The sequence below is a fragment of the Streptomyces sp. NBC_01089 genome (assembly GCF_045162975.1).
GTDB lineage: Bacteria > Actinomycetota > Actinomycetes > Streptomycetales > Streptomycetaceae > Streptomyces.
Genome location: NZ_CP108660.1, coordinates 4,008,000 through 4,030,981, shown reverse-complemented (window position 1 = coordinate 4,030,981; position 22,982 = coordinate 4,008,000). Strand labels below are relative to the sequence as shown.

19 protein-coding genes are annotated in these 22,982 nt (G+C 72.8%); 10 read left to right on the top strand and 9 right to left on the bottom strand.

Annotation, left to right across the window (positions count from 1 at the left end; genetic code table 11):
- Nucleotides 1-99: 99 nt before the first annotated feature.
- The 3 genes from OG510_RS17805 to OG510_RS17795 form a co-directional block, all read right to left on the bottom strand.
- Complete coding sequence (locus tag OG510_RS17805; protein WP_406137980.1) at nt 100-1,830, bottom strand: VWA domain-containing protein; 1,731 nt, start codon at nt 1,828-1,830, stop codon at nt 100-102.
- 160 nt (nt 1,831-1,990) lie between these two features.
- Nucleotides 1,991-2,293 (bottom strand): barstar family protein, encoded by a 303-nt coding sequence (locus OG510_RS17800; RefSeq protein ID WP_406137979.1) that lies wholly within the window; start codon nt 2,291-2,293, stop codon nt 1,991-1,993.
- A 134-nt stretch (nt 2,294-2,427) separates the two neighbouring features.
- Nucleotides 2,428-3,321: a LysR substrate-binding domain-containing protein gene (locus tag OG510_RS17795; RefSeq protein WP_406137978.1), complete on the bottom strand. Its 894-nt coding sequence runs from the start codon at nt 3,319-3,321 to the stop codon at nt 2,428-2,430.
- Nucleotides 3,322-3,485: 164 nt separating this feature from the next.
- On the opposite strand from OG510_RS17795, the gene snpA reads away from it, so the two are divergent.
- Nucleotides 3,486-4,163 carry a snapalysin gene (snpA, locus tag OG510_RS17790; RefSeq protein WP_406137977.1) on the top strand — a complete coding sequence of 226 codons (678 nt, stop codon included), beginning with the start codon at nt 3,486-3,488 and terminating at the stop codon, nt 4,161-4,163.
- 289 nt (nt 4,164-4,452) lie between these two features.
- On the opposite strand, the gene OG510_RS17785 is transcribed toward snpA, so the two are convergent.
- Nucleotides 4,453-6,456: an FUSC family protein gene (locus OG510_RS17785; protein WP_406137975.1), complete on the bottom strand. Its 2,004-nt coding sequence runs from the start codon at nt 6,454-6,456 to the stop codon at nt 4,453-4,455.
- Between the two features lie 244 nt (nt 6,457-6,700).
- On the opposite strand from OG510_RS17785, the gene OG510_RS17780 reads away from it, so the two are divergent.
- On the top strand, nt 6,701-7,111 hold the full coding sequence (locus OG510_RS17780) for a hypothetical protein (RefSeq protein WP_406137974.1): 411 nt from the start codon (nt 6,701-6,703) through the stop codon (nt 7,109-7,111).
- A gap of 52 nt (nt 7,112-7,163) precedes the next feature.
- Here the strand turns inward: OG510_RS17780 and OG510_RS17775 are convergent, their stop codons facing one another.
- Nucleotides 7,164-8,447 carry a hypothetical protein gene (locus tag OG510_RS17775; RefSeq protein WP_406137972.1) on the bottom strand — a complete coding sequence of 428 codons (1,284 nt, stop codon included), beginning with the start codon at nt 8,445-8,447 and terminating at the stop codon, nt 7,164-7,166.
- Between the two features lie 172 nt (nt 8,448-8,619).
- Between OG510_RS17775 and OG510_RS17770 the strand changes: the two genes are divergently transcribed.
- Nucleotides 8,620-9,204 (top strand): GNAT family N-acetyltransferase, encoded by a 585-nt coding sequence (locus OG510_RS17770; protein WP_406137971.1) that lies wholly within the window; start codon nt 8,620-8,622, stop codon nt 9,202-9,204.
- Between the two features lie 135 nt (nt 9,205-9,339).
- Here the strand turns inward: OG510_RS17770 and OG510_RS17765 are convergent, their stop codons facing one another.
- Together OG510_RS17765 and OG510_RS17760 are read right to left on the bottom strand one after the other, a co-directional pair.
- Entirely contained in the window at nt 9,340-10,434 is a 1,095-nt protein-coding gene (locus tag OG510_RS17765; protein ID WP_406142435.1) for a magnesium and cobalt transport protein CorA, read from the bottom strand.
- A 98-nt stretch (nt 10,435-10,532) separates the two neighbouring features.
- Complete coding sequence (locus OG510_RS17760) at nt 10,533-11,375, bottom strand: uracil-DNA glycosylase (protein ID WP_406137970.1); 843 nt, start codon at nt 11,373-11,375, stop codon at nt 10,533-10,535.
- 394 nt (nt 11,376-11,769) lie between these two features.
- On the opposite strand from OG510_RS17760, the gene OG510_RS17755 reads away from it, so the two are divergent.
- A complete protein-coding gene (locus OG510_RS17755) occupies nt 11,770-14,022 on the top strand; it encodes a GTP-binding protein (protein ID WP_406142434.1) in 2,253 nt (750 codons plus the stop codon).
- Between the two features lie 223 nt (nt 14,023-14,245).
- On the opposite strand, the gene OG510_RS17750 is transcribed toward OG510_RS17755, so the two are convergent.
- Complete coding sequence (locus tag OG510_RS17750; RefSeq protein ID WP_406137968.1) at nt 14,246-15,595, bottom strand: aldehyde dehydrogenase family protein; 1,350 nt, start codon at nt 15,593-15,595, stop codon at nt 14,246-14,248.
- A gap of 359 nt (nt 15,596-15,954) precedes the next feature.
- Here OG510_RS17750 and OG510_RS17745 point away from each other — a divergent pair, with 359 nt between their 5' ends.
- From OG510_RS17745 to OG510_RS17730, 4 genes are all read left to right on the top strand, one after another.
- A complete protein-coding gene (locus tag OG510_RS17745) occupies nt 15,955-16,740 on the top strand; it encodes a ferritin-like domain-containing protein (protein ID WP_406137967.1) in 786 nt (261 codons plus the stop codon).
- Complete coding sequence (locus OG510_RS17740) at nt 16,737-17,600, top strand: ferritin-like domain-containing protein (protein WP_406137965.1); 864 nt, start codon at nt 16,737-16,739, stop codon at nt 17,598-17,600. Before OG510_RS17745 ends, OG510_RS17740 begins: the two co-directional genes overlap by 4 nt.
- Nucleotides 17,601-17,833: 233 nt before the next feature.
- Nucleotides 17,834-18,238 (top strand): cupredoxin domain-containing protein, encoded by a 405-nt coding sequence (locus OG510_RS17735; protein ID WP_406137963.1) that lies wholly within the window; start codon nt 17,834-17,836, stop codon nt 18,236-18,238.
- A 93-nt stretch (nt 18,239-18,331) separates the two neighbouring features.
- Nucleotides 18,332-18,820: a hypothetical protein gene (locus tag OG510_RS17730; protein ID WP_406137962.1), complete on the top strand. Its 489-nt coding sequence runs from the start codon at nt 18,332-18,334 to the stop codon at nt 18,818-18,820.
- Here the strand turns inward: OG510_RS17730 and OG510_RS17725 are convergent.
- Nucleotides 18,783-20,096: an MFS transporter gene (locus OG510_RS17725; protein ID WP_406137960.1), complete on the bottom strand. Its 1,314-nt coding sequence runs from the start codon at nt 20,094-20,096 to the stop codon at nt 18,783-18,785. The two genes, OG510_RS17730 and OG510_RS17725, sit on opposite strands and share 38 nt — an antisense overlap.
- A 285-nt stretch (nt 20,097-20,381) precedes the next feature.
- Between OG510_RS17725 and OG510_RS17720 the strand changes: the two genes are divergently transcribed.
- Complete coding sequence (locus OG510_RS17720; RefSeq protein WP_406137958.1) at nt 20,382-21,326, top strand: LysR family transcriptional regulator; 945 nt, start codon at nt 20,382-20,384, stop codon at nt 21,324-21,326.
- 80 nt (nt 21,327-21,406) lie between these two features.
- Complete coding sequence (locus OG510_RS17715; RefSeq protein WP_406137956.1) at nt 21,407-22,966, top strand: alpha/beta hydrolase; 1,560 nt, start codon at nt 21,407-21,409, stop codon at nt 22,964-22,966.
- Nucleotides 22,967-22,982: the final 16 nt, after the last annotated feature.

The window sequence follows — 22,982 nt, the reverse complement described above, 5'->3', positions numbered from 1 at the left end:
TCGAAATCCTAACTTCCTCACGGCGAGCCTCCGACCGGGTTATGCGCCGGGGCCCCCGTCCGCTGGACGGGGGCCCCGTTCGGCCGGTGCTGTCCGGTGTCAGCTCTTGCGCGCCGCCAGCCAGGCCGGGAAGGCCGCGAGCAGCTGCTCGTACACCTCGGAGTCGGCCAGCTCACGCGGTGTGGGACCGGCGTGGAAGAACGCGGCGTGCGGGACGTCCAGCTTCCGGAGGAAGTCGAACGCCTTCGACTCGTGGTCGCCGAAGGCCACGAACTGCCAGAACAACGGCTTGTCCGCCACCTCCGCGATGGCCTGCTTGGCCACGACCTTGGCGTCCGGGGCGCCGTCCGTCTGGAAGATCACCAGGGCCGGGGCGGTGGGATCGGCCGACTTCTCGTGCAGCGAAGCGACCTCTTCGACGGCCCGGTGGTAGCTGGTGCGGCCCAGCCGTCCCAGTCCGGCGTGCAGCTCGTCGACGCGGCCGTCGTACGAGTCGAGCGTCAGCTCTCCGGTGCCGTCGATGTCCGTCGAGAAGAAGACGACACGGACGGTGGCCCGCTCGTCGAGGTGCGCGGCGAGGGCGAGGGTCTGCTCGCCGAGGGCCTGCGCGCTGCCGTCCTTGTAGTACGGCCGCATGGAACCGGACCGGTCCAGGACGAGATAGACGGCGGCCTTGGCATCGCTCAGCCCGGCCTTGCCGATCTCGGCCCCGGCGGCCTGGTAGGCACTGACGAGCTGCGGCGCGCGGGTGGCCAGGTCGGCGGCTGCCGGGGCCGCGGGGGCCGCCGGCGCCTCGGCGGGGGAGACGGGCTCGGGCGCCGGCTCGGTGATGTCGGCGGCGGGCTCGGTGACGTGGGTGTCGGCCGCGGGCTCGGCCGGGGCGGGCTCGGGGGCGGGCTCCGGTGCCTCGGTCCGGGCCGGCTCGGTGGTGGCCTCCGGCTCCGCTTCGGCGGCGACCGGCTCGGCCTCGGCGGGGGCCTCGGTCTCGGCCTCGGCGGGGACGGTCTCCTCCGGCACGGCCGTCACGGCTGTCACGGCCGCTTCGGCCCTTTCGGCCGCTTCGGGCTCGGGGGCGATGTCGGTGCCGGTGTCGGTGTCGGTGGCAGCCTCGGGCTCGGTGGCAGGCGCGGGCTCCGGCTCCGTGACGGGCTCGGCGGTCGCGGTCTCCGGCTCCGCCTCGACGGCGGGCTCCGCAGCCTCCGCCTCTGCCTCGGCCGGTGCTGCCTCGGATGCCTCGGCCGCCTCCGGCTCGGCCGCAGTCTCCGGCTCAACAGCTGTCGCCTCAGCGGCAACCGGCGCGTCCTCGGTGACGGCGGGAGCGGGCTCCGGCTTCGGCTCGGCTTCCGGCGCGGCCTTGTCCGACGCCTTCGCCTGGGCCGGCACAGTCGGCTCGGCCGACCTCGGCTTCGGGTTGTCGAAAGCCTCCGCCACCAGGTCGGACGCGATCCCAGGACCGGACCTGCGAGCAGGCTTCGGCACCGTCTTCTCGGCGGCCGGTACGGAGGTCGACGCCTTGTCGGCCTGTGCGGGCAGCGACACCGTACGCGGCTTCTCCGACGACGCGCCCTCGGACGAGGCCCGTTCCGACGTAACGCTTTCCGACGTAACGCCTTCCGATGCGGTGCCTTCCGACGCCGCACCCTCAGCCGCTTCGTCCGCCGACGCCACCTTCTCCGACGACGACTCCGACGACTGCGAGGACTCCGCAGAGGTCTTCGACGGCGCCGACGTGCGCTCGGCCTGCGCCGGAACGGTCGTGGCCGCCGACGGCTCACCGGACTCCACGCGGTCGCGTCCAAACACCTTGCGCAGCAAGCTCCGAATGCCCATGGGCGAGACCTTTCGCAATGATTCGCAGAGTCGAGTACGAGACACGTCCGCGCCGACGGGAGTCGATCCCTGGCCAGGGCGGACACGTAAGGTTAGCGACCGCCGTCAGCGATCTTGGACCGACCGGCCCCGAAGGGCCGGTCTCAGGAGAGGGTAGAACTCACGCCGCCGGGTCGGGCTCCAGGTCGAGCCGTGCGCGGGTCGTGTCGGCGAACAGCGCCGAAAGCCGTGCGCCGTCCGGCTGCCCCGGAGCGAAAAGCCCGGCCGCCCTGGCCCGTACGACCAGCAGACCGTGCGCGTCGACCGTCTCCGATACGCCCCGGGTCTCCACCACGTCCCACCAGGCATCGAGGTTCCTGCCGAACCAGTCGGGCAGCCCGCACGGCCGGGTCACCGCGTCCCAGAAATCGTCGAGCGAGGCGAGCGGCAGCGTGCGCAGATCCACGACCAGTTCGGAGCCCATGGCAGCGGATGGTACGCGGAAGGCCCGGCAGGCGTACTGGGCTGACGCCACCCGGACTCCCCGGTGGCTCCACGGGGAACACGATTTCACCCTCGGTGACGACCCGCTCCCGGCCGTCCCGGTCTGCGCCAGGTCTACAGCAACTCCCCGTAGGCGGCGGCCAGCTCCTCGTACACCACGTCCAGCTCCGCCTCATCCGTCCCCGACCGTGCGGCGAGCAGCAGCCGCACCCCGAGAGGGTCCCCGTGCAGCGGTCTTATCACCAGGTCGGGTCTGGGTCTGGTGGTCGGCTGGCAGACCGTGACCACCTCGCCGGACGCGACCAGGGCGAACGCCGTGAGGTAATCGCCGTGCAGCACCCGGGGATTGAGGCCCGCAGCGCGCAGCATCCGGCGCATACCGTCCCATTCGCCGTCCACGGTCGGGTCGACCATCCACTGGTCCGTCGCCAGGTCGGCCAGTTTCACCACCGCGTCGCTGGCCGCCGGGTGGTCGGCGGCCAGTGTCACGGACTGCGGTTCGCGCTCGACCAGGACACGGACCTCCAGGCCGTCCGGTACGCGCAGCGGGCACCCCTCCACCTCGTGCACGAACGCCACATCGAGCTGGCCCGATGCCACCAGGCGCAGCAGGGCGTTGGCCGACACATCCATATGGAGCGAGGTCTCGGTGTCCGGCAGCCGGCTGCGCAGCCGGCGCAGCCAGCCGGGGATGGCGCGGCTCGCCGTCGCGCCGATCCGCAGCCGGGGCCCGGCCGCACGCGCCGCCGCCGCCTTCGCCTCGGTGACCAGCGAGCGCATCTCGTCGATCAGGGGCCTGGCGCGGCTGAGTACGGTGCGGCCCAGCGGGGTGGGCCGACAGCCCGTGCGGGTACGGGAGAAGAGCTGCCCGCCCAGGGAGTTCTCGATCCGGCGGAGCTGTGTGGTGAGCGAGGGCTGGCTCATGCCCAGTTCACGGGCCGCCCGGTGGAGGCTGCCGGTGTCCGCTATGGCGCACAGTGCGCGAAGATGCCGCACCTCAAGGTCCATGCAACCAGAGAGTAGGGGTGTGCCGGAGGCCGCACCAGACCATCAAACCCGCACCGATAGCCCCAAGTTATCGCCAGTTGCCATCATCCCGGCGGGGCGCCCGCACAGCACACTCTCCGGTACCACCCGTTCACCCCCACACCGGACGAGTAGGAGCCCCCCACATGAAGCACCGTAATACCGCGATGTCCGCGATCCTCGGCCTCGGCATCGCCGCCGCCCTCGGCACCGCGGCCCCGGTCCAGGCGGCCACCTCCACCCAGGCCCCCGTGCCGCACACCGCGCAGCAGGGCGCCCAGCACTACACGAGTGCGCAGCAGGAGGCGGGCAACAAGGCGTTCTTCGACGCCGTCATGAAGTCGGTCGCCAAGAAGCAGGCGGCCCACCCCGGGCTGAAGTCCGTCACCATCACCTACGACGCCTCGGCCGCGCCCAGTTACCAGAGCCAGATATCGGCCAGCGCGCAGATATGGAACGCCGCGGAGACCAACGTCAAGCTCCAGGCGGGCTCGTCCGGCGCCGACTTCTCCTACCGTGAGGGCGACGACCCGCAGGGCTCGTACGCCTCGACGGACGGTCACGGCAGCGGCTACATCTTCCTGGACCACGCGCAGACCCAGGAGTACGACTCGATCCGTGTCACCGCCCACGAGACCGGGCATGTGCTCGGCCTTCCCGACGACTACAGCGGCCCGTGCACCGAGCTGATGTCGGGTGGCGGCCCCGGCCCGTCCTGCACCAACCGGCAGCCCGACGCGCAGGAGCGCGCCCAGGTCGACTCCCTGTGGGCGAACGGCTTCGCCAAGGCCCTGGCCAAGGCGAACGTGGCACGCAACTCCTGACAGCAGTTCCTGACAGCAGCTCCTGAAAGCAGCCCCTGACAGGGCGGCTGCGGCTCCGCACAGCGCCACCTGAAATGCCCTGACGCCACCTCCCCGGCGTCGGCCCCCCACCCCCGCACCCGGCGTCGTCAACGATGCCGGGTGCGGGTGACCTGCCGGGGCGGAAAAAGCCGGGCCGGGCCATGCCCGGCCCGGCTCCGCCGTCTCCGGGCGTCTCCCGGCTCCGCCGTCTCCGGGCCCCGGCGGCCGGCCACCGGCCCGTCTCACCGCCCCGTCTCACCGGCCCGTCTCACCGCTGCGGTGAGGCGATCTCCCGTGCCGCGACGACCTCCTGGCGCAGCGGGGCCAGGACGCCCTCGTCGTCGCCCTCGATCCGGGTCTCCACCTGCACCAGCGTCGGGCTCGACCGCAGCCCGTGCGCCAGCTCCCGCAACTCCCGGGTCACAGCGCGCACTTCATCCGGCGCGGGCGGCCGGGCCCCGTGGTCGACGCGTACCCGGGCGGCCGTCGTCGCGTCCACGATCCGTTCCGCCGCGACGACCAGCGGCCACCAGGCGGCGGCCCGCTTCCCGGTCGGCGGCGGCTCGGTGAGGGCCCGCTGGAACTCCGTCCGTACGACCGACAGATCGCGGTAGAGCCGCCGCCGCAGCCGGGCCCGGTCGTTGTGGTCGCCCGGCGGGCTCGGCACGTCCGCCGCTTCCCCGCCGAAGGCGCACTCGACATAGCGCGCGCTCTCCTCGACCGCGATGGCGAGCCGGTCGCCGATCCGGGTGTGCCAGCTCTCCGGCCAGAGCAGATAGCCCGCGACCAGGGTGATCCCGCAGCCGATCAGACTGTCGAGCAGCCGGGGCAGCACCAGATGGAACCCCAGATGGTTGAGCTGGTCGGAGATCAGCAGGATCACCGGGGTGATGGCCGCGGTCTGGAACGCGTACCCGTTCGCGGAGACCGCCGGGATCAGCGCGGCGAGCACCACCATCACCGGCACGTCCCACCAGCCGCGCGGCACCACCCCGAGGACCAGTGCGGCCGTGAGCACCCCCACCGCGGTGCCGAGCGCCCGCAGCACCGCCCGCGAGAAGACCGAGCCGAAGTCCGGCTTGAGTACGAAAGTGACGGTCAGCGCGACCCAGTACGAGCGGGGCACGCTCACCACCGACACCAGCACCTGTGCCAGGCCGATGCAGAGCGCCAGCCGCAGCCCGTAGCGCCAGGAGGCGGGCGAGAGCAGCACGGTGGCTGCGGCCCTGCGGGCCCGTACCCCGAGCGCGGCGGGCCGGCCCAGCCGGTCGTCGGCGCCGTAGTGGTCGGGGTCGTCCGTATCCGACTCGCCGACCACGGTGGCCGCGTGCCGCAGCGCCGCGTTCATCGCGCGGTCGGCGGGGCCCTCGGGCTCGGGGAGCACCAGGTCGGGCACCGCGCCGGAGCGGCCCGAAGCGACCACATCGGCCAAGTCCCTTACAGCGGCGGCGATCTCGGGGCGGCGCGAGGCGCGGCCGTGCAGATGGGCGGCGGCGGCCGCCTCGATCAGCGGGACGAGCACATTGAGCCGGCCGAGCAGCCGCACCATGGACGTGCTGCGGCCGTGGTAGTGGGCGCGCCGGGCGAGGATCAGGTCGTACGAGGCGTTGAGCGAGGCGGTCACGGCCTGGCGTCTGACGTCGTACGCGGTCGTGCCCGCGGCCGCGAGCAGTTCGGCGGCGGCGCGGTAGGTCGCGGCGACAGCGGTACGCTCCGGGGCCCGCGCCCGCAGCGGCCAGCCGAGCAGCGCGAGCACCAGCACGAAGAGCCCGCCGAGCGAGAGCAGCAGCGGGGCCTTCCACCAGGGCCCCGGCATCGGGAGGCCCGCGCCGACCACGGAGTTGAGCAGGAGCAGCAGCCCCGACACGGACGCCACCGCGCCGATCGTGGAGATCATCCCGGAGACCAGGGCGACCAGCGTGAGCACCGCCACCGCGGTCCAGCCGTCGCCGTACACCAGGGTGCCGAGCATGACGCCGAGCGCGCCGAAGCACTGTGGCACGGCGATGTTGAAGATCCGCATCCGGTAGGCGTCGGCGGTGTCGCCGATGACACCCGAGAGCGCGCCCATGGCGACGAGCGCCCCGTACTGGGGCTGTCCGACGGCGAGGCCGACCGCCAGCGGTGCGGCCAGGGCGATGCTCGCGCGGACCACGGCGGCCCGTGGGATCGGCGCCGGCTGCGGGCGCAGCCCCCGGATCAGCCACTCCGGCGGCGAGATCAGCGGCTGCCTCTTCCGTGCGTCTGCTCTGCTGCCGACCGTGTCACCCATGGCAACAAACTACGTCCTGGCGTGCGGGATTCATCCGCCGCGTGCGCCCCTGGGCACCGCCCGGGTGCGCGCGGGGGTGCGGACGGCGGGCGGACAGCGGGCGGGGGATGAGCGCGGGGTGTGCGGAGGGCCGGGGCGCCGTTCCGCTACGCCGTCCTGTCAGGCCGTCCTGTTACGCCGTACGAGTTGCCGGGTGGCCGCCGCGGGTGTCCGCTGGGGAGAGGGCGAGCGGAAGGAATCTGCCATGGCCACACCCAGCACGCTCCACGGACACCGGGCGGCTCATCGGCGCCCGTCGGCCCACCGGCACCTCCCCGCGGCCGCCGTGGGCGTCCCCCTGCTCCTCGGTGTCGTCTACGGGCTGTACACGGCGTTCATCCTCAGCTCCGGACATGTCTTCAGCACCGCCAAGACGGTGCTCAGCATCGTGTCGGGGCTGGTGCTCGCGGTGCTGGCCTTCGGCTTCGGCCGGATCCAGCACTCGCTGCCCAAGGAGGCGAGGGCGGCCGGGTACGGCGTCCTCATCGGCGGGGCGATGGGGTTCCTGTACTCGATGACCGGATCGAGCGTGCTGTCGTCGTCGTTCATCGGCGCCGGGTTCGGCATCGGCGCCGTGATCGCGACGTTCTACCTGTTCTATACGCACGAGGACTGACGTCGGAACTGACCTCGGGACTGACGTCGAGAGCTGATGTCGGGGACCGGCCTCACGAGGATGTGGAACCGCCTGCCGCCCGGCCGCCGTCGGCCGGGCGGGGCGTCCCGTCGTCGGCGGCCAGCTCCACCAGCGCCAGCGCGACGAGCGCGGACAGGACGATGCCCACCACGACGCCCGCGGTGGGCCGGTCCCAGACCAGGTAGACGGCGAGCGCGACCGCCACCACGGTCCGGTAGAGCCAGGTCCTGGCGCGCAGCACCCGGAGCCCGGCCCGCCCGGTGCGCAGGCCCATGGCGTCGCGTACGGCGCCGATGGAGCCCCGCCACACCGTCCGGACCCGCACCGGGATCCGGCCGGAGCCGCCCAGCCAGGCGGCGAGCGCCACCACCCCGCCGACGACGGCGATCATGCGGACCGCCGTCCGCAGGAAGGCGGTCAGCGCGTCGATGACGGCGGACGCGGCCGGCTCCGGGATGTCGGCGGGCAGCCGGTCCAGATACAGGCTGCGCAGGACGGCGAGCGCCAGGCCGAGCAGCAGCGCGCCGACCGCCATCGCCAGGGCCGCGGTGACCAGCGCTCGCCGTCTGCGGGCCGCGAGGAGCACACCGGCCGCCGCGAGCAGCAGGGTCACGATCGGCAGCCAGAGCCCGCCGATCCGCAGCAGCCGGAAGGCGGTGCGCGCCCGGCCCACGGCTTGGGAGTCCAGCACCGTGAACCGGGTGTGCTCCGTGGGGATCTTCGACGCGAGGGTCAGCCCGCTGTCCACCAGCCGTTTCTTCGCGGCCTCGGTCACGGGCGCCAGATCGATCGTGAGCGCGCTGCCACGGTCGCTGGTCAGGGCCTTCTCGGCGGCGGTGTGCGCGGTCCTGTTGAGCTGGACCCAGACGGGCGTGAACTCGCCGCTGTCGACGGAATCCTCGACGGTGCTGTGCACCAGGTTCCTGAGCCCCGATGTGAGGGGCCGGTCCAGTGCGCCGAGGGCAAGTTTGATCTTGGCGCGCTCGTCGGGCGGTACCGACTTGAGCAGCGCGTCGACCGTGACGTACTTCATGATGGCGTCCGTCGCCCGGTCGGTCACAGCCGACCGCACGGCCAGGTCGGAGGCCAGCGGCCGCATCAGCGCGACGTAGTGGCCGGTGTCGCCGATGACGTCGCGGGTCCAGACGGCGACGGCGGCGACCGGGGTGAGGATCCCGGCGACCACGATCAGCAGGACGGCGAAGAACGACCGCACCCGGTGCCCCGGCGGGCGCCCCTCGGGGGCGGCGGCCCGGGCCCGTCGCCCGTCCAGTCCGTCCGCGCCTTCGCCCATCACGTATCCAGGGGAAGCCACCGGCCGGGACCCCGCACTCCGGACGACGCCATTCGGCCATTTCCGCCGCGCGCCGGTACCACGCGGCCCACCGGGCCTTGGGCCTGCGTGTCCGGGCGGGGGCCGGATCCTGCACTATCCGTTTCGCTGATCGCCGAGCGCTGAGACGATGGCCGGAAAACGGGAGGAACACATGGCAGAGGTCTTCATGCGCCGCCTGACCAGATGGCAGGCCGAACAGCAGCGGGAGGCCGTCGCTGACACCTACGTCGAGGCGTACCCGGGGCCGCGCGGTGAGGAGTTCCACGACCGTCGGCAGTTCCTGGAGCGCTTCGCCGACGACATGCAGCGCCCCGGCTTCGACATGATGGTCGCCGACGGCCCGTCGCTGGCCGGCTGCGCGTACGGCTATGTCCTGGAGCGGGACGGCGGCCTCTGGGAGGGCTTCCGCGGCGCGCTTCCGGTGGACATCGAGGAGCTGACCGCGTCCGGGCAGGTCTTCGTCCTGGCCGAGCTGATGGTGCGGCCGTCCTACCGGCGGCAGGGGATCGCGACCCGCCTGGTCGACCAGCTGCTGGTGCGTTCGCGTGCCGCGCTGGTCGCGTCCCTGGTGGAGCCGGGGAACGAGGCGGCGCGGGGCGCGATGCGGGCGTGGGGCTGGACCCGCTTCGGCGCCGTGCGGCCGAGTGAGCCGCAGGAACCGCTGGAGCCGCCGCAGCCGCAGTCGACGTACGAGGCATGGAGCCACCCCATCGAGCACGCGGGCAGCGCGGGGTAGGGGCGGCAGGGGCGCGGAGGGAGCGGGAGAAGCAGGGCGGGGAGGGCCGGGAGAGGAGGACCGGGCGAGGAGGACGGGAACGAGGGGGAGAGGGGCGCGGGAGGCGCGGGAGGCGCGGGCGAGGGGCCGGGGGAGCTACAGCCGGCCGTTGCGGCGGAAGCCCCGGTACATGACCAGGCAGGCCGCCGCGATCACGGCCAGGGCCAGCGGGTAGCCGTACTCCCAGCTCTTCTCCGGCATGTGCTGGAAGTTCATGCCGTACACCCCGCACACCATGGTCGGTACGGCGACGATGGACGCCCACGCGGAGATCTTCCGCATGTCCTCGTTCTGCTCGATGCCCACCTGCGCCAGATGGGCCTGGAGAACCGAGTCGAGCAGGGCGTCGTACGCGGCGGTCTGCTCGGCGATCCGGTCGAGCCGCCCCGCCACATCGCGGAAGTACGTCCGGATGTCCTGGGTCATCAGCGGCAGCGGCTGCCGGGTGAGCAGCTTCTCCAGCGGGCGGCAGAGCGGGACCACGGCCCGCCTGAACTCCATCAGCTCCCGCTTGAGCAGATAGATGCGCCAGGCGTCGGTGCTCGCCACATGCTGCGAGAAGACCTTCGACTCGACGGCGTCGATGTCGTCCTGCATGGCGTCGCCGACGGCGGCGTACCGCTCGACGACGTGGTCGGCGATGGCGTGCAGCACGGCCGCCGGGCCCTTGGCGAGCTGGCCGGGGTCCGCCTCCAGGGCCTCGCGCAGCGGGCCGAGCGAGCCGTGCCGGCCGCGGCTGACGGTGAGGACGAAGTCGGCGCCGGTGAAGACGGCCAGCTCTCCGGTGTCGACGATCTCGCTGGTGGTCGTCAGCTCCTGGTGCTCGATGTAGCCGACGGTCTTGAGGACGGTGAAGAGCATGTCGCCGTAGGCGTTGATCTTGGGGCGTGGGTGCGGGAGCAGCGCGTCGTCGACGGCGAGCCTGTGCAGCCCGAACAGCTCCCCGAGTGAGGCGAGTTCCGGCTGCTGCGGCTCGTGCAGCCCGATCCAGACGAAGCCGCTGCCCTCCGCCCTGACCCGGCGCAGTGCCTCGTCGGCCGGGCAGTCGCCCGACTGCCGGACGCCGTCCACGTAGACCACGCAGTTCACGACCGCGCTGCCGAGCGGGGAGCGGGCGGGGTGGCTGAGATCGACGGCCGTGCGCTGGTGCGGGAGCCGCACGGCACGGCGCAGGGTGCGCAACATCGGCATCGGCATGTGGCTGCTCCTTCGGCGGACCGCGGCCAGTGTGCCACCGCGGGTCTTCGCAGGTGGGAAGGGAGACCGCCAGGGGCGGTTGCCGGACCCCGTCAGGCCCCGGGGCCCTCCCCCGGGCCGCTTCCGGGGGTGGCACCCGGAGGCCCGGGGAGCCGGAGCCCCGCGGCGGTGGCCGCCTCGCGGAACACCGCTGTCAGCATGGGGCGGGTCAGCCTGCCGGTGTTCACATTGCGCCGGCTCGGGTGGTAGCAGCCGAAGAGCCGCAGCTTGTCGCGGCCGTCCGGACCGGTCAGCACGACCTGCGCCCCGTGGCCGAACACCGGCCGCGGCCGGGGCAGCCGCCAGCCCGCCGCCGCGAGTACGGGAAGCAGGGCCTGCCAGCCGAAGCCGCCGAGCACCACCACCGCGCGCAGCCCGGGGCGGAGCAGCGCCAGCTCCGCCGCAAGCCAGGGGCGGCAGGTGTCGCGCTCCTCGGTGGTGGGCTTGTTCTGCGGCGGCGCACAGTGCACCGGCGAGGCCATCCGTACGCCGTGCAGGGTGAGCCCGTCGTCGGCAGCGGTGGCGGTCGGCTGTGAGGCGAGGCCGATGTGGTGCAGCGCCGCGACCAGGAAGTCACCCGCGGGGTCACCGGTGAACATCCGCCCGGTCCGGTTCCCGCCGTGCGCCGCGGGTGCCAGCCCCACCACGGCCAGCGCCGCGTCGGCGGGGCCGAAGCCGGGGACCGGCCGCCCCCAGTACTCCTGGTCCCGGTACGCGGCCCGTCTCTCCACGGCCACCTGCTCCCGCCAGGCCACCAGCCGGGGGCAGGCACGGCAGTTCACCACCTGGGCGTCCAGCGCGGCGAGATCGGCGCAGCCCGGCGCCCGACTGGCCGGAAAACGCCGGTCGTCGGCGCTCGGCTGCGGCTCTGACACTCCGGACTGCGACTCGGCCATCCCGCCACGGTACGGCGCATCCGCGCACCGGCCCCGGCGGCGCGGGGGGCCGCGCGCGGGGTCGCGGGGAAAAACGGTCGCGCGGCCGGGGCACGCGCCGCTAGCCTCACGTGGCTCGCCGCACAGACGTCAGCGTGCACAGACGTCAGCGTGCACAGACGTCAGCGTGCACAGACGTCAGCGTGCACGCACGGCAGGCGCCGACGGCGGACAGCAACGCCGGACAGCAACGCCGGACAGTAACGACAGGCAGTAACCCACCGGTATACGGGCCCAGAGGGTCACCAGGGAAGGCAGACGATGCGCCAGTTCCACGGAGTCATCAGGTCGTCTCTCCCCTACGCCCCCACTGAGGACCTCTGTGCCCGACGCCGTCCCGATCCCCGGAACCACCCTGAACCTGGGCGTGCTCGCCCACATCGACGCAGGTAAGACCAGCCTCACCGAACGGCTGCTGCTCGACAACGGCGCCATCTCCGCGCTCGGCAGCGTCGACGCCGGCAGTACGCAGACGGACACCGGCGAGATCGAGCGGGAGCGTGGCATCACGATCCGTTCGGCGGTGGCGCCGTTCGCTGTCGGAGCTGTCGGAGCTGCCGGAGCCGTTGGAGCTGCCGGAACCGCCGGAGCCGTTGGCGGCCTGCAGATCAATCTGGTGGACACCCCGGGCCACCCCGACTTCATCGCCGAGGTCGAGCGGGCGCTGTCCGTGCTCGACGGTGCGGTGCTCGTGCTGTCCGCCGTCGAAGGCGTCCAGGCGCAGACCCGGGTGCTGCTGAGGTCGCTGCGCAGGCTGCGGCTGCCGACCCTGCTCTTCGTCAACAAGATCGACCGCAACGGCGCTCGCCCCGACGGCCTGCTGGCCGACATCCGCGCCGGGCTCACGCCGGACATCCTGGCCATGAACACGGTGCGGGACGCGGGTACGGCGGCGGCCAGGACAGCCGTACAGCCCCTGGAGCGGCCGGAGTTCCGGATGGCGGCCGCCGAGGCGCTCGCCGAACACGACGACGCCCTGCTGGCCGCGCTGGTGGCCGACGAGCTGCCACCGGCGGACGCCGTACGCACCCTGCTGGCCCGGCAGTGCGGGGCCGGGCTGCTGCACCCGGTCTTCTTCGGCTCCGCGCTGACGGGCGAGGGCATCGGTGCGCTCACCGACGGCCTCGCCACACTGCTCCGTCCGGCCCCACGGACCGCGCCGGAGACCTGTGGCACGGAGCCCTGCGGCACGGTCTTCGCCGTCGAGCGCACGGGCGCCGGTGAGAAGGTCGCGTATCTCCGGCTGTTCTCGGGCGAGGTACGCGAACGGCAGCGCATCACTTACTGGCAGCGTGAACCAGGCGGAAAGCAGGCCGAGTTCAGCGGCCGGATCACCGGCATCGACATCGTGCGGGCCCCCGGCGCCCCGCCCGCCCGCGACGCAGACGGAACCACCGCCGGGAAGCCCGGGAAGCCCGGGAAGCCCGGGAAGCCCGGGAAGCCCGGGCAGTCCCAGCAGTCCCAGCAGTCCCAGCAGTCCCAGCAGTCCCAGCAGTCCGGCCGGCGGCTGACGGCGGGCAGTATCGGCCGGGTGCGTGGTCTGCCCGGCATCCGGGTCGGGGACAGGCTCGGCCCGCCCGACGACCGCCTGGAGCAGTTCCACTTCGCCCCGCCGAGCCTGGAGACCGTCGTACGGGCCTGCGGCCCCGGGCAGGAGGCGCGGCTGCACGCGGCCCTGCTGGCGCTCGCGGACGAGGACCCGCTGATCCGGACCCGGGCGACGGCCGGCGGCGCGACCTCCGTACTGCTCTACGGGGCGGTGCAGCAGGAGGTCCTCGCGGCGCGGCTGGAGCGGGACTTCGGCCTGGAGGCGGTGTTCGAGCCGGTCCGCCCGGTGTACTTCGAGCGCCCGGCGGGCCGGGGCGAAGCGGTCACCGAGATCGACCGGCACGGTCCCAACGACTTCCTGGCGACCGTGGGGCTGCGGGTGGCAGCGGCTCCCCGCGGCGCGGGCGTCACCTTCGTACGGGAGGTCGAGCTGGGCTCGCTGCCCCGTGCCTTCCACCGCGCCATCGAGGAGTCCGCACTGCGCACCCTGCAACAGGGCCTGTACGGATGGGAGGTGACCGACTGCACGGTCACGCTCACCCGCACCGGCTACATCGCGCCGCTCACCGTCGCGGCGGACTTCAGGCAGCTCACACCGCTGGTCCTGATGCGCGCGCTGAAACGGGCGGGCGCCCGGGTCTTCGAGCCCTGCCTGACCGTGGAGACGGAGATCCCGGAGGACACGCTCAGCGCCGTCGTCGGCTGTCTCCTCCCGCTCGGAGCCGAGATCACCGGCTCCACGGAGGCAGGCGCGTACGGGACAGGAGGGCCCGGGACAGGCCGGTCCGAGACAGACACTTCCAAGACAGCCAGGTCCAGGACAGACCGGCCCGGGGCAGGTTCGTCCTGGCTGGTCACGGCGGAGCTGCCGGTCAGACGCGTACAGGAGTTCCAGCAGGCGCTGCCGGGACTGACCCGGGGCGAGGGCGCGATGTGGTCGCGCCCGAGCCAGGACCGGCCGGTACGCGGCCCGGCACCGACCCGCCCCCGCACGGACGGCAACCCGCTGAACCGGGAGGAGTACCTGAGGTTCCTCGCCGACCACCGCCTCGCCGACTGAGTACGGGGCCGGGCCCGGGCGGCTGCGTACGGGACCGCCGCACCCGCGACCGGAACGGGGCCCGACCACGGGTCACCCCGGTGTGTGCGGCCGGCCTCAGAACCCCTGAACTCCGGTGAGTTCGGCCGAGAGCCCCGCGCAGCTCGGGGCCGACGGCCCGCCGTTCAGGCGGTTCAGCACCCAGTACTGCTGTTGGGTGACGTCGGTCTGTCCCCCGAGCACGTCAGCCGAGTGGCTTGTCCAGGACTGCCTTGCGGTGGCTGAACGTCTCCAGTGAGTAGCGGCCGTGGTAGCGGCCCATCCCGCTCTCGCCCACCCCGCCGAACGGCAGGTCGGGCACGGTGAGATGGACCACCGGCATGCCGAAGCCGAGGCCGCCCGACGAGGTCTCCGTCGTGAGCCGGTCGCGGGTCAGTACGGAGTCCGTGAACGCGTACAGCGCCAGCGGCTTGTCCCGGTCGTTGATGAACGCGATGGCCTCGTCCAGGCCGTCCACCTCGACGATCGGCAGGATCGGGCCGAAGATCTCCTCGGCCATGACCGGTGAGCCCGGGGCCACTTCGGCGAGCACGGTGGGGGCGAGATAGCGCTCCGTACGGTCGCTCTCGCCGCCGGTCACGACGCGGCCCGAGCCGAGCAGGCCGGTCAGCCGGTCGAAGTGGCGTTCGTTGATGATCCGGCCGTAGTCGCCCGAAGCGGCCGGGTCGTCGCCGAACAGGTCGTGTACGGCCGAGGCCAGCGCGCCCTCCAGTGCCCGGGCGGTTCCGGGGTCGGTGAGGACGTAGTCCGGTGCGACGCAGGTCTGGCCCGCGTTGAGGAACTTGGTCGAGACAAGCCGGGCTGCCACCGCCGCGAGGTCGGTGTCCCGGTCGACGAACGCCGGTGACTTGCCGCCCAGTTCGAGGGAGACCGGCGTCAGATGCTCGGCGGCGGCGCGCATCACGATGCGGCCCACGGTGCCGTTGCCGGTGTAGAAGATGTGGTCGAAGCGCTCTTCGAGCAGGGCGGTGGTCTCCGGTACCGCGCCCTCGACCACCGTCACCGCGTCGCGGTCGAGATACCGGGGCAGCAGCCCGGCGACGGTCCGGGAGGTGGCGGGGGCCAGTTCGCTGGGCTTGGCGACGACGCAGTTGCCCGCCGCGAGCGCCCCGGCCACCGGGGCGAGCAGCAGCTGGACCGGGTAGTTCCACGGGGCGATCACCAGGACGACACCCAGCGGGTCCAGCACGGTCCAGGCGCTCGCCGAACCGAGATGCTCAGGTACGTCGACGGGCTCGGGCCGCAGCCAGCCCTCCAGCCGCTCCAGGGTGTGGTCGATCTCGCGCACGGTGAAGTCGATCTCCGTACGCGATGACTCGCGCTCGCTCTTGCCCAGGTCGGAGTGGAGCGCGGCGGCCAGCTCCTGGCGGTGCCCGGTCAGCATCGCCCGCAGGCCGCGCAGCTGTTCGGTGCGCCAGGACAGGGTCCTGGTCCGGCCGGTACGGAAGGTGGCTCGCAGCCGGGCTACGGCTTCGGCGGGCTTCTCGGTCGGCTTCTCGGTGGGCTGCTGGGCCGGCTGCTCGGTGGGCTGCACGGATGCTCCTTGGTTCGGTGGTGCGGCGGTTCGGTGGTTCGGCGTTCAGCGGTGCGGCGGTTCGGTGTTCGGTGTGGTCCGGCGATTCTGCGCGGTTGTTGTTCTGTGGGCAGTTCGGGAGGCCCGTTCAGGTATTTGTATTTACCAACAATCCGGGAGGGCCGCTTCTTCCCTTGCCGGAGCGGCGGCCTCCCCGGTTCCCGCCCGGACCGAGATGCGCGCCTCGGGCAACCGATTCGTCCTTCATTCGGGTACGCCTTGTGGCATTCGGTCTCAGTGAACGGGTCCCACACCTCCCCCTTGCCCAAGGCTCGGGGAGACACCCGTGCTGTCCGGCGCGGGGAAGGAGATGGGACGCGATGGGTACCGATCACATCGACACCGGGTTGTTGAAGGAGCTGACCGAGCAGTCGCAGGATTTGAACAGCGACGCGCTCCGGGTGACGAACTCCGCTCTGGCGGATTTCGCCGAAACAGCCGAATCTTCGAGCCGTCGCTGGTGGCAGCGCCGGGGGACTCTGCTGGGAGCCGCAGGCGCGGCGACCCTGCTGGGCGCCGGACGCGCCGCGGCCGCGTCGAGCACCGACGTCATGGCACTCCAGACAGCCGCCTCGATCGAGAACCTGGCGGTGAGCGTCTATCACACCGCCGCCGGGCTGCCGTTCATCAAGACCGGCAACAAGACCGTGCTGGCCTTCATCACGAAGACGGCGCAGCAGCACACCGCGCACGCCCAGGCGTTCAACGCCGCCGCCAAGAAGGCCGGCGGCAAGGAGCAGACGGGCACGGACCCGAAGTACGCGGCGGTCGTCAAGAAGACCCTGCCGACGATCAAGACATCGGCGGACGTGGTCAAGCTGGCCATCACGCTGGAGGATGTCGCCGCGCAGACGTACACCAAGAACGTCGGGCAGGTCCACGACACCAGCCTGCGTCAGCTCTTCGCCTCGGTCGCGCCGGTGGAGGCGCAGCACCGCGCCACGCTGCTGGCTGTGCAGGCCCTGCTGGCCGACGGGAAGACCAGCCTCATCGCGATCCCGACGGACGTCGCGAAGCTGCCCGCCAACATCGGCAGCGTCGGGTTCCCGGACTCCTTCTACCCCACCAAGATGGCGTCGCCGGTCAGTGAAGGGGCCGTCAAATGAGCAACAGCAGGGGCAGCTGGGAGCTGCCGATCAGCGAGGGCGAGATGTCCCGCCTGACGAGCGAGATGGACGAGGCCCACCGGGCGACCCTGCCTGTCATGACCGCGTCCGCCCGTGACCTGTCGACGGAGCTCAAGGACCTGGAGTCCTCCCGTTCCGACCGGATCGACGAAGAGCGTGCGCACCTGGCCCGCCGCCGGTTCCTGACCGGCGCCGGTGCTTCGGCGGCCATGCTGGCGCTCGCCGCGTGCGGCGGGAAGTCCAGCACGACGCCGACCGGCGGGAGCGCGTCCGGTTCCCCGTCGGCCGGCACGTCGGCGAGCGCATCGGCGTCCTCGTCGGCCGGTGCCGGCAAGTACACAGGGGACCTGAAGGTCGTCGCCCTGGCGGTGGCCCTGGAGAACCAGGCAGTCGGCGCCTACCAGGCCGCTCTCAAGGCGGCCAACGCGGGCAAGCTCGGCAAGGTGCCGCCTGCCGTCGCGACGTTCATCCAGACCGCGATGGCTCAGCACAAGGACCACGCCAACGCGTGGAACGGTGTGCTCTCCAGCGCGGGCAAGCCCAAGATCACCGATGTGCCGCTCTCCAACCAGGCCGCGACCACCAAGGCGCTCGGCCAGGTCAAGGACGTCACCGGGGTGGCCAAGCTGGCGCTCCAGCTGGAGGACCAGGCCACCGAGACCTATGTGTTCGCGACGTACAACGTCAAGAGCATGGGCGGGGTCAACACGGCGGCGACCATCGCCCCGGTCGAGGCCATGCACGCGGCGATCCTGCACTACGTGCTGGGTCAGTACCCGGTGCCGGACGCCTTCATCGGTACGAAGAATGCCGCCAGCCCCAGCCTGCTGACGGTCTGAGTCCGGCCGGGCCCGGCTGAGTCTGCCGCCAGGGCCGGTCGGAGCCCGTCCGGCCCTGGCGGGCACCTCGCCTCTGTCCGGCTCCGTCCGGATTCGTTCGACCGCTGGACCGCTGGACCGCTGGACCGCTGGACCGCTCGACCCGTCCGTCCCCTTCCGGCTCCCGGCCAGGCGCCCCCCCCTCGCGCCTGGCCGGGGCCGGCCCCGGCCGCCCCGAGACCACCGGAGACACGATGCCCGCCCGTACCCGCAGACCGCGTGTGGCGGTTGCCGCAGTGGCGCTCTGCATGCTGACCGCCGTCACCAGCTGCTCGGACAGCGGATCGAAATCCTCTTCGTCGTCGTCCACCAAGCCCACCGGCGCGGCGTCCACGGCGAGCGGCAAGGGCAGCCGGATCACGATCAAGAACTTCAAGTTCATGCCCGCCGCGCTGACCGTCGCCCCCGGGACGAAGGTCACCGTGACGAACCAGGACTCGACGACCCACACGCTGACGGCCACCGGCAAGAAGGCGTTCGACACGGGTGACATCGCCGCCGGAAAGACGGTCACCTTCACGGCGCCGTCCGCCAAGGGCAAGTACCCCTACATCTGCACCATCCACCAGTACATGAAGGGCTCGCTCACCGTCAGCTGACGCGGATCGTGCACGAGCGTGCCTGTTCGACCGTGCCTGTTCGACCGCGCTTGTCCGACCGTGCTTCTTCGACCGTGCCGGGAAGGGACCCCCATGCCGTCCGATTCCTCGCTTGCCGAGCCGCCGGACCCCGCTCCCCGTCCGGGGCGCCGGTACCTGCGGGTGCTGCTCTGTGTGCTGGCCGCCGCGGGACTCGCGGTCGACGCCTACGTACACGCGCACCTCGCCGACCGCTACGACCCGGTCTCGGCGAGCATCAGCCAGGGCACGCTCTTCCGGATCGAGGCCGGGCTCGCCGCGCTGGCCGCGCTGCTCGTGCTGGTCTGGCGCCGTGCCGTGTCCGACGCGTTCGCCTGGCTGGTCGCCGCCGGAGGGCTGGCGCTGATCCTCATCTACCGGTACGTCAACGTGGGCAAGCTCGGACCGGTGCCGAACATGTACGAGCCGGTCTGGTTCGGCGACAAGTGGCTCGCGGCGATCGCGCAGGCCGTCACCGTCGTCGCGGCGACCCTGCTGCTGCTCACCGGCTCCTACCGCCGCCGGTTCAGCGCCCGCCGCCGGGAGCGTCGCCGGGTCGAGTGACCGCGGCCGCCCCGGCCGACGGCTCGGGCGCGGGCTGCCCGGACGGCTCCGCCACGGGCTTGGGCCGGGCCGCGGTCCGCACCCCGCGCAGGGTCACCGCGCTGAGCAGGGCCACCGCGACCAGGCAGCCGCAGTAGAGGGTCAGGCCGTTCCACGCCCCGGCGGAGTACGCGATTCCGCCCACGGAACCGCCGACCGCGCTGCCGATGTAGTAGAAGAACAGATAGACCGCCGCGCCCTGCACCCCCAGCACGGTCGACCGGCCGCCGACCCAGCCGCTGGCCACCGAGTGGGCCGCGAAGAAGCCCACGGTGAAGATCACCAGGCCGGGGATCACGGCGCCGAGCTGCGGTACGAGCATCAGCGCCAGCCCCGCGAGCGTGACGAGCAGCGCGGGCACCAGCACCCGCGGCCGGCCGTACCGGTCGACCAGCCGGCCGGCGGCCGCCGAGGAGAACGAACCGGCGGCGTACGCGATGAAGAGCAGCCCCGCCGTCGTCTCGGACAGGTGGAACGGCGCGTCGATGAGCCGGAAGCCCAGGTAGTTGTAGACCGTGACGAACCCGGCCATCGCCAGGAAGCCGATCAGATAGAGCCTGAGCAGGGCGCTGTCCGGCAGTGCCCGGCCGATCGCGGACGCGAGCGCGCGCGGCCTGGCCTCCCGGCGTACGAAGCGTACGGAGGCGGGCACCGTCAGATGGAAGATCACGGCGCAGACCGCGGCCACCGCGCCGACCGCGCCGATCGCCCAGCGCCAGCTGCCGGTCAGGTCCAGCACGCCGTCGGCGACGAGCCGGCCCGCCATACCGCCGATCCCGTTGCCCGCCACATAGAGCCCCATGGCCTGGCCGAGCGATTCGCGGTGCACCTCCTCGGCCAGATACGACATCGCCGTGGCCTGGAGGCCGGCCAGCGCGAGGCCCTGGAGCACCCGGAAGACCAGCAGCACCGGGTAGTTGGGCGCGAAGGCCGCCGCGATGCCGAGGAGCGCGGCCGCCGCCAGCGCCAGGCTCATCATCCCGGTCCTGCTCCACGCGTCGGAGAGGGCGGTCAGCGGCACCACGGCGACGGCCATGGCGGCGGTGGAGACCGAGATCGTCAGCGACGAGGCCGCGGGGGACAGGCTGAAGTGCGTGGACAGGGCGGGCAGCAGGGCCTGGACGCAGTACAGCGTCATGAACGTGGTCAGCCCGGCGGCGAAGAGCGCCCCGGTGGCCCGGCGGAAACCGGGTGTCCCTCGCGTGTGCGCGGCAGGCGGTATGTGCGGGTCAGTCACCGGACGACGGTAGGCCGGGTACCGTTCATGCGTCCAATGCATGGATTGCTGGGATACGTTCCGTATATGGAACACCGCCCGGACGGGCCCCGCCGCCTCGCGCCCAAACCCGCACCAAAGCCCGCGCCGAATGCCGTACAGAATCCCGCGCCGGGTCCCGCGCCAAGACCGGCTCCGGCACCGGCTCAGACACCGGCTCAGACACCGGGAGCCGCGCCCCGCAGTTCCCCCTCGCCCGCTCCGTCCTCCTCCCCCTCCTCCTCTTCCCCCGTCCCGCCTCCCGCCGTGCTGTCGTCCGATGTGCAGCATCTGCCGGCGCCGCTGTTCGGGATGTGTCCCGACCTCGTACGGTTCGTGACCGTCGCCGGACTTGAGCATCTCTCCGCCGCGGCAGGCGAGTTGGGCACCCCGCAGTCGACCGTCAGCCGCAGCATCGCCCGGCTGGAGGCGGCCGTCGGCACCCCGCTCTTCGACCGGGAGGGCCGGGGGCTGCGGCTGACCCGGCAGGGCCGCGCCTTTCTGGCCCGGGTGCAGCGGGGGCTCGCGGAGATCGCGACCGGGTGCGAGGAGCTGCGGCTTGCCACCGACATGCCGGGCACCGTCGCCCTGGGCTTCCTGCCCGCGCTCGGCTCGGCCCCGGTGCCGCTGCTGGTCAGCTGGTTCCGCGAGCGGCACCCCAAGGTCCGCTTCCAGCTGGTCCAGGACAACGCGCAGGGACTGCTCGACCGGCTCCGGGCGGGTGAGGTCGACCTCTGCCTGACCTCACCGCTGCCCGACGAGCCGGGCATCACCACCCTCCCGGTCGCGGCCGAGCCGCTGAGTCTCGTCGTACCGGCCGGCCATCCGCTGGCCGGGCGGCGCCGGGTCCGGCTGGCCGACGCCGAGCACGAGGACTTCGTGATGGCGGCCACCGGTTACGGTCTGCGCCGACTGGTCAACAGCCTCTGCGCAGCCGCCGGTTTCCCGCCGCGTGTCGCGTTCGAGGGCGCCGAGATCGCCACCATCCGCGGCTTCGTCGCCGCGGGCCTCGGGGTCGCGGTGCTGCCGCCGTCCCCGGTCCGGGTGCCCGGCCTCGTGGACCTGCCGCTCGACGACCCGGGGGCCTCCCGCACGGTCGGCCTGACCCGGGTGACGTCCCGCACCAGGACCCCGGTCGTCAGCGACTTCGTCGACCTGGTGCTGAGCCGGGCCCAGGAGTGCTTCGGCGCCCCGCCGCCGGACAGCCCCTGAGCGGGCCGGGGGGTTACCCCCACCTGGGGTCTCGTGCCTGTCGTATGGGCACCGCGGTGCGGGTCAACAACCCTTGTCCCATGACAAGTTACGCCCACAAGGGCCTCTTCCGCGCACTGTCCACGACCGCTGTCGCCACCGCTCTCACCGCCTCGGTCGTCCCGGCCGCGACCGCCGTACCGGCCACATCGCCGGTCCCGGCCGCACACCCCGGGACACCGCCCGCCCGCGCGTCGACTGCTGTACCGGCGCTCAGCTGGCGGGCCTGCGCCCAGTCCGGTGGCCCCGCCGGCCAGGAGTGCGCCGAGCTGCCCGTACCGCTCGACTACCGCCACCCGGACGGGCCGCAGCTCACCCTCGCGGTGTCCCGGCTGCGGAGCGACCGGCCGGCCGCACGGCGCGGGACGCTCCTCGTGATCCCCGGGGGGCCCGGCGGGTCCGGCGTGCAGCGCCTGACGCAGAAAGGGGCCGCGCTGCAAGGGCAGTTGGGCGGTGCGTACGACATCGTCAGCCTCGACCCCCGTGGCGTGGGCGGCAGTACGCGGGCGAGCTGCGGGCTCCCCGCTGCCGACCGGCAGCTGGTGACGGTCAGGTCCTGGCCCGCGGCGGACGGCGGGATCGCCGAGAACACCGCGAGAGCCCGGCGGACCGCCGACGCGTGCGCCCGCAACGGCGGCCCGGTCCTGCGCAGTCTCACCACGGCCGACGAGGTCCGCGACATCGACCGCTTCCGGCAGGCGCTGGGCGAGGAGAAGCTCTCGGCGTGGGGGGTGTCGTACGGGACGTACGTCGGGGCCCAGTACGCGCAGAAGTATCCGCAGCACACCGACCGCTGGGTCCTGGACAGCAACGGCGACCCCGACCCGTCGCGTGTCGCCCGTGGCTGGCTGGCCAACATGGCGGTCGGCGTGGAGGACCGGATGCCCGACTTCGCGGCCTGGGCCGCCGATCCCGCCAGGGCGGGCGACGGGCTGCGCTTGGCCCAACAGCCCGATGAGGTAAGGCCGTTGTTCCTCGCGCTGGCCGCGAAGCTGGATCGGGAGCCGAAGGAGACGACCACCCCCGGCGTCCCGCTCACCGGCACCCTGCTGCGGCAGGCGCTGCAGAGCGCGGTCGCGAGCGACGATGCGTTTCCGCGGCTGGCCCAGCTGATCAAGGCCGCGCAGGACCCGGCCGCGACGCCCGTCCTGACGCCCGATCTCTCCCAGGCCATCCCCGACGAGGACGCGGCCGTGGCGATCGGGGTGATCTGCAACGACGTGCGCTGGCCGGACCCGGTCTCCTCGTACGGGCCCGCGGTGGCCGCCGACCGCGCCGCGCACCCGCTCACGGCGGGGATGCCGGTGAACATCACGCCCTGCACCTTCTGGAAGGACGCACCGGCCGCTCCGCCCGCCCGGATCACCGACCAGGGTCCGTCGGACATCCTGATGATCCAGAACCGCCGGGACCCCGAAACCCCGTACTCCGGCGCCCTGAAGATGCGTGCCGCGCTCGGCGGCCGGGCCCGGCTGGTCACGGTCGACAGCGGCGGCCACGGCTCCTACCTGGGCACCGGGAACGCCTGCGGGGACCGGACCGTGACGCGCTTCCTCACCACGGGCCTGCGGCCGGCGCACGACACGGAGTGCGCCGGCTGAGGCAGGGCCGGACGGC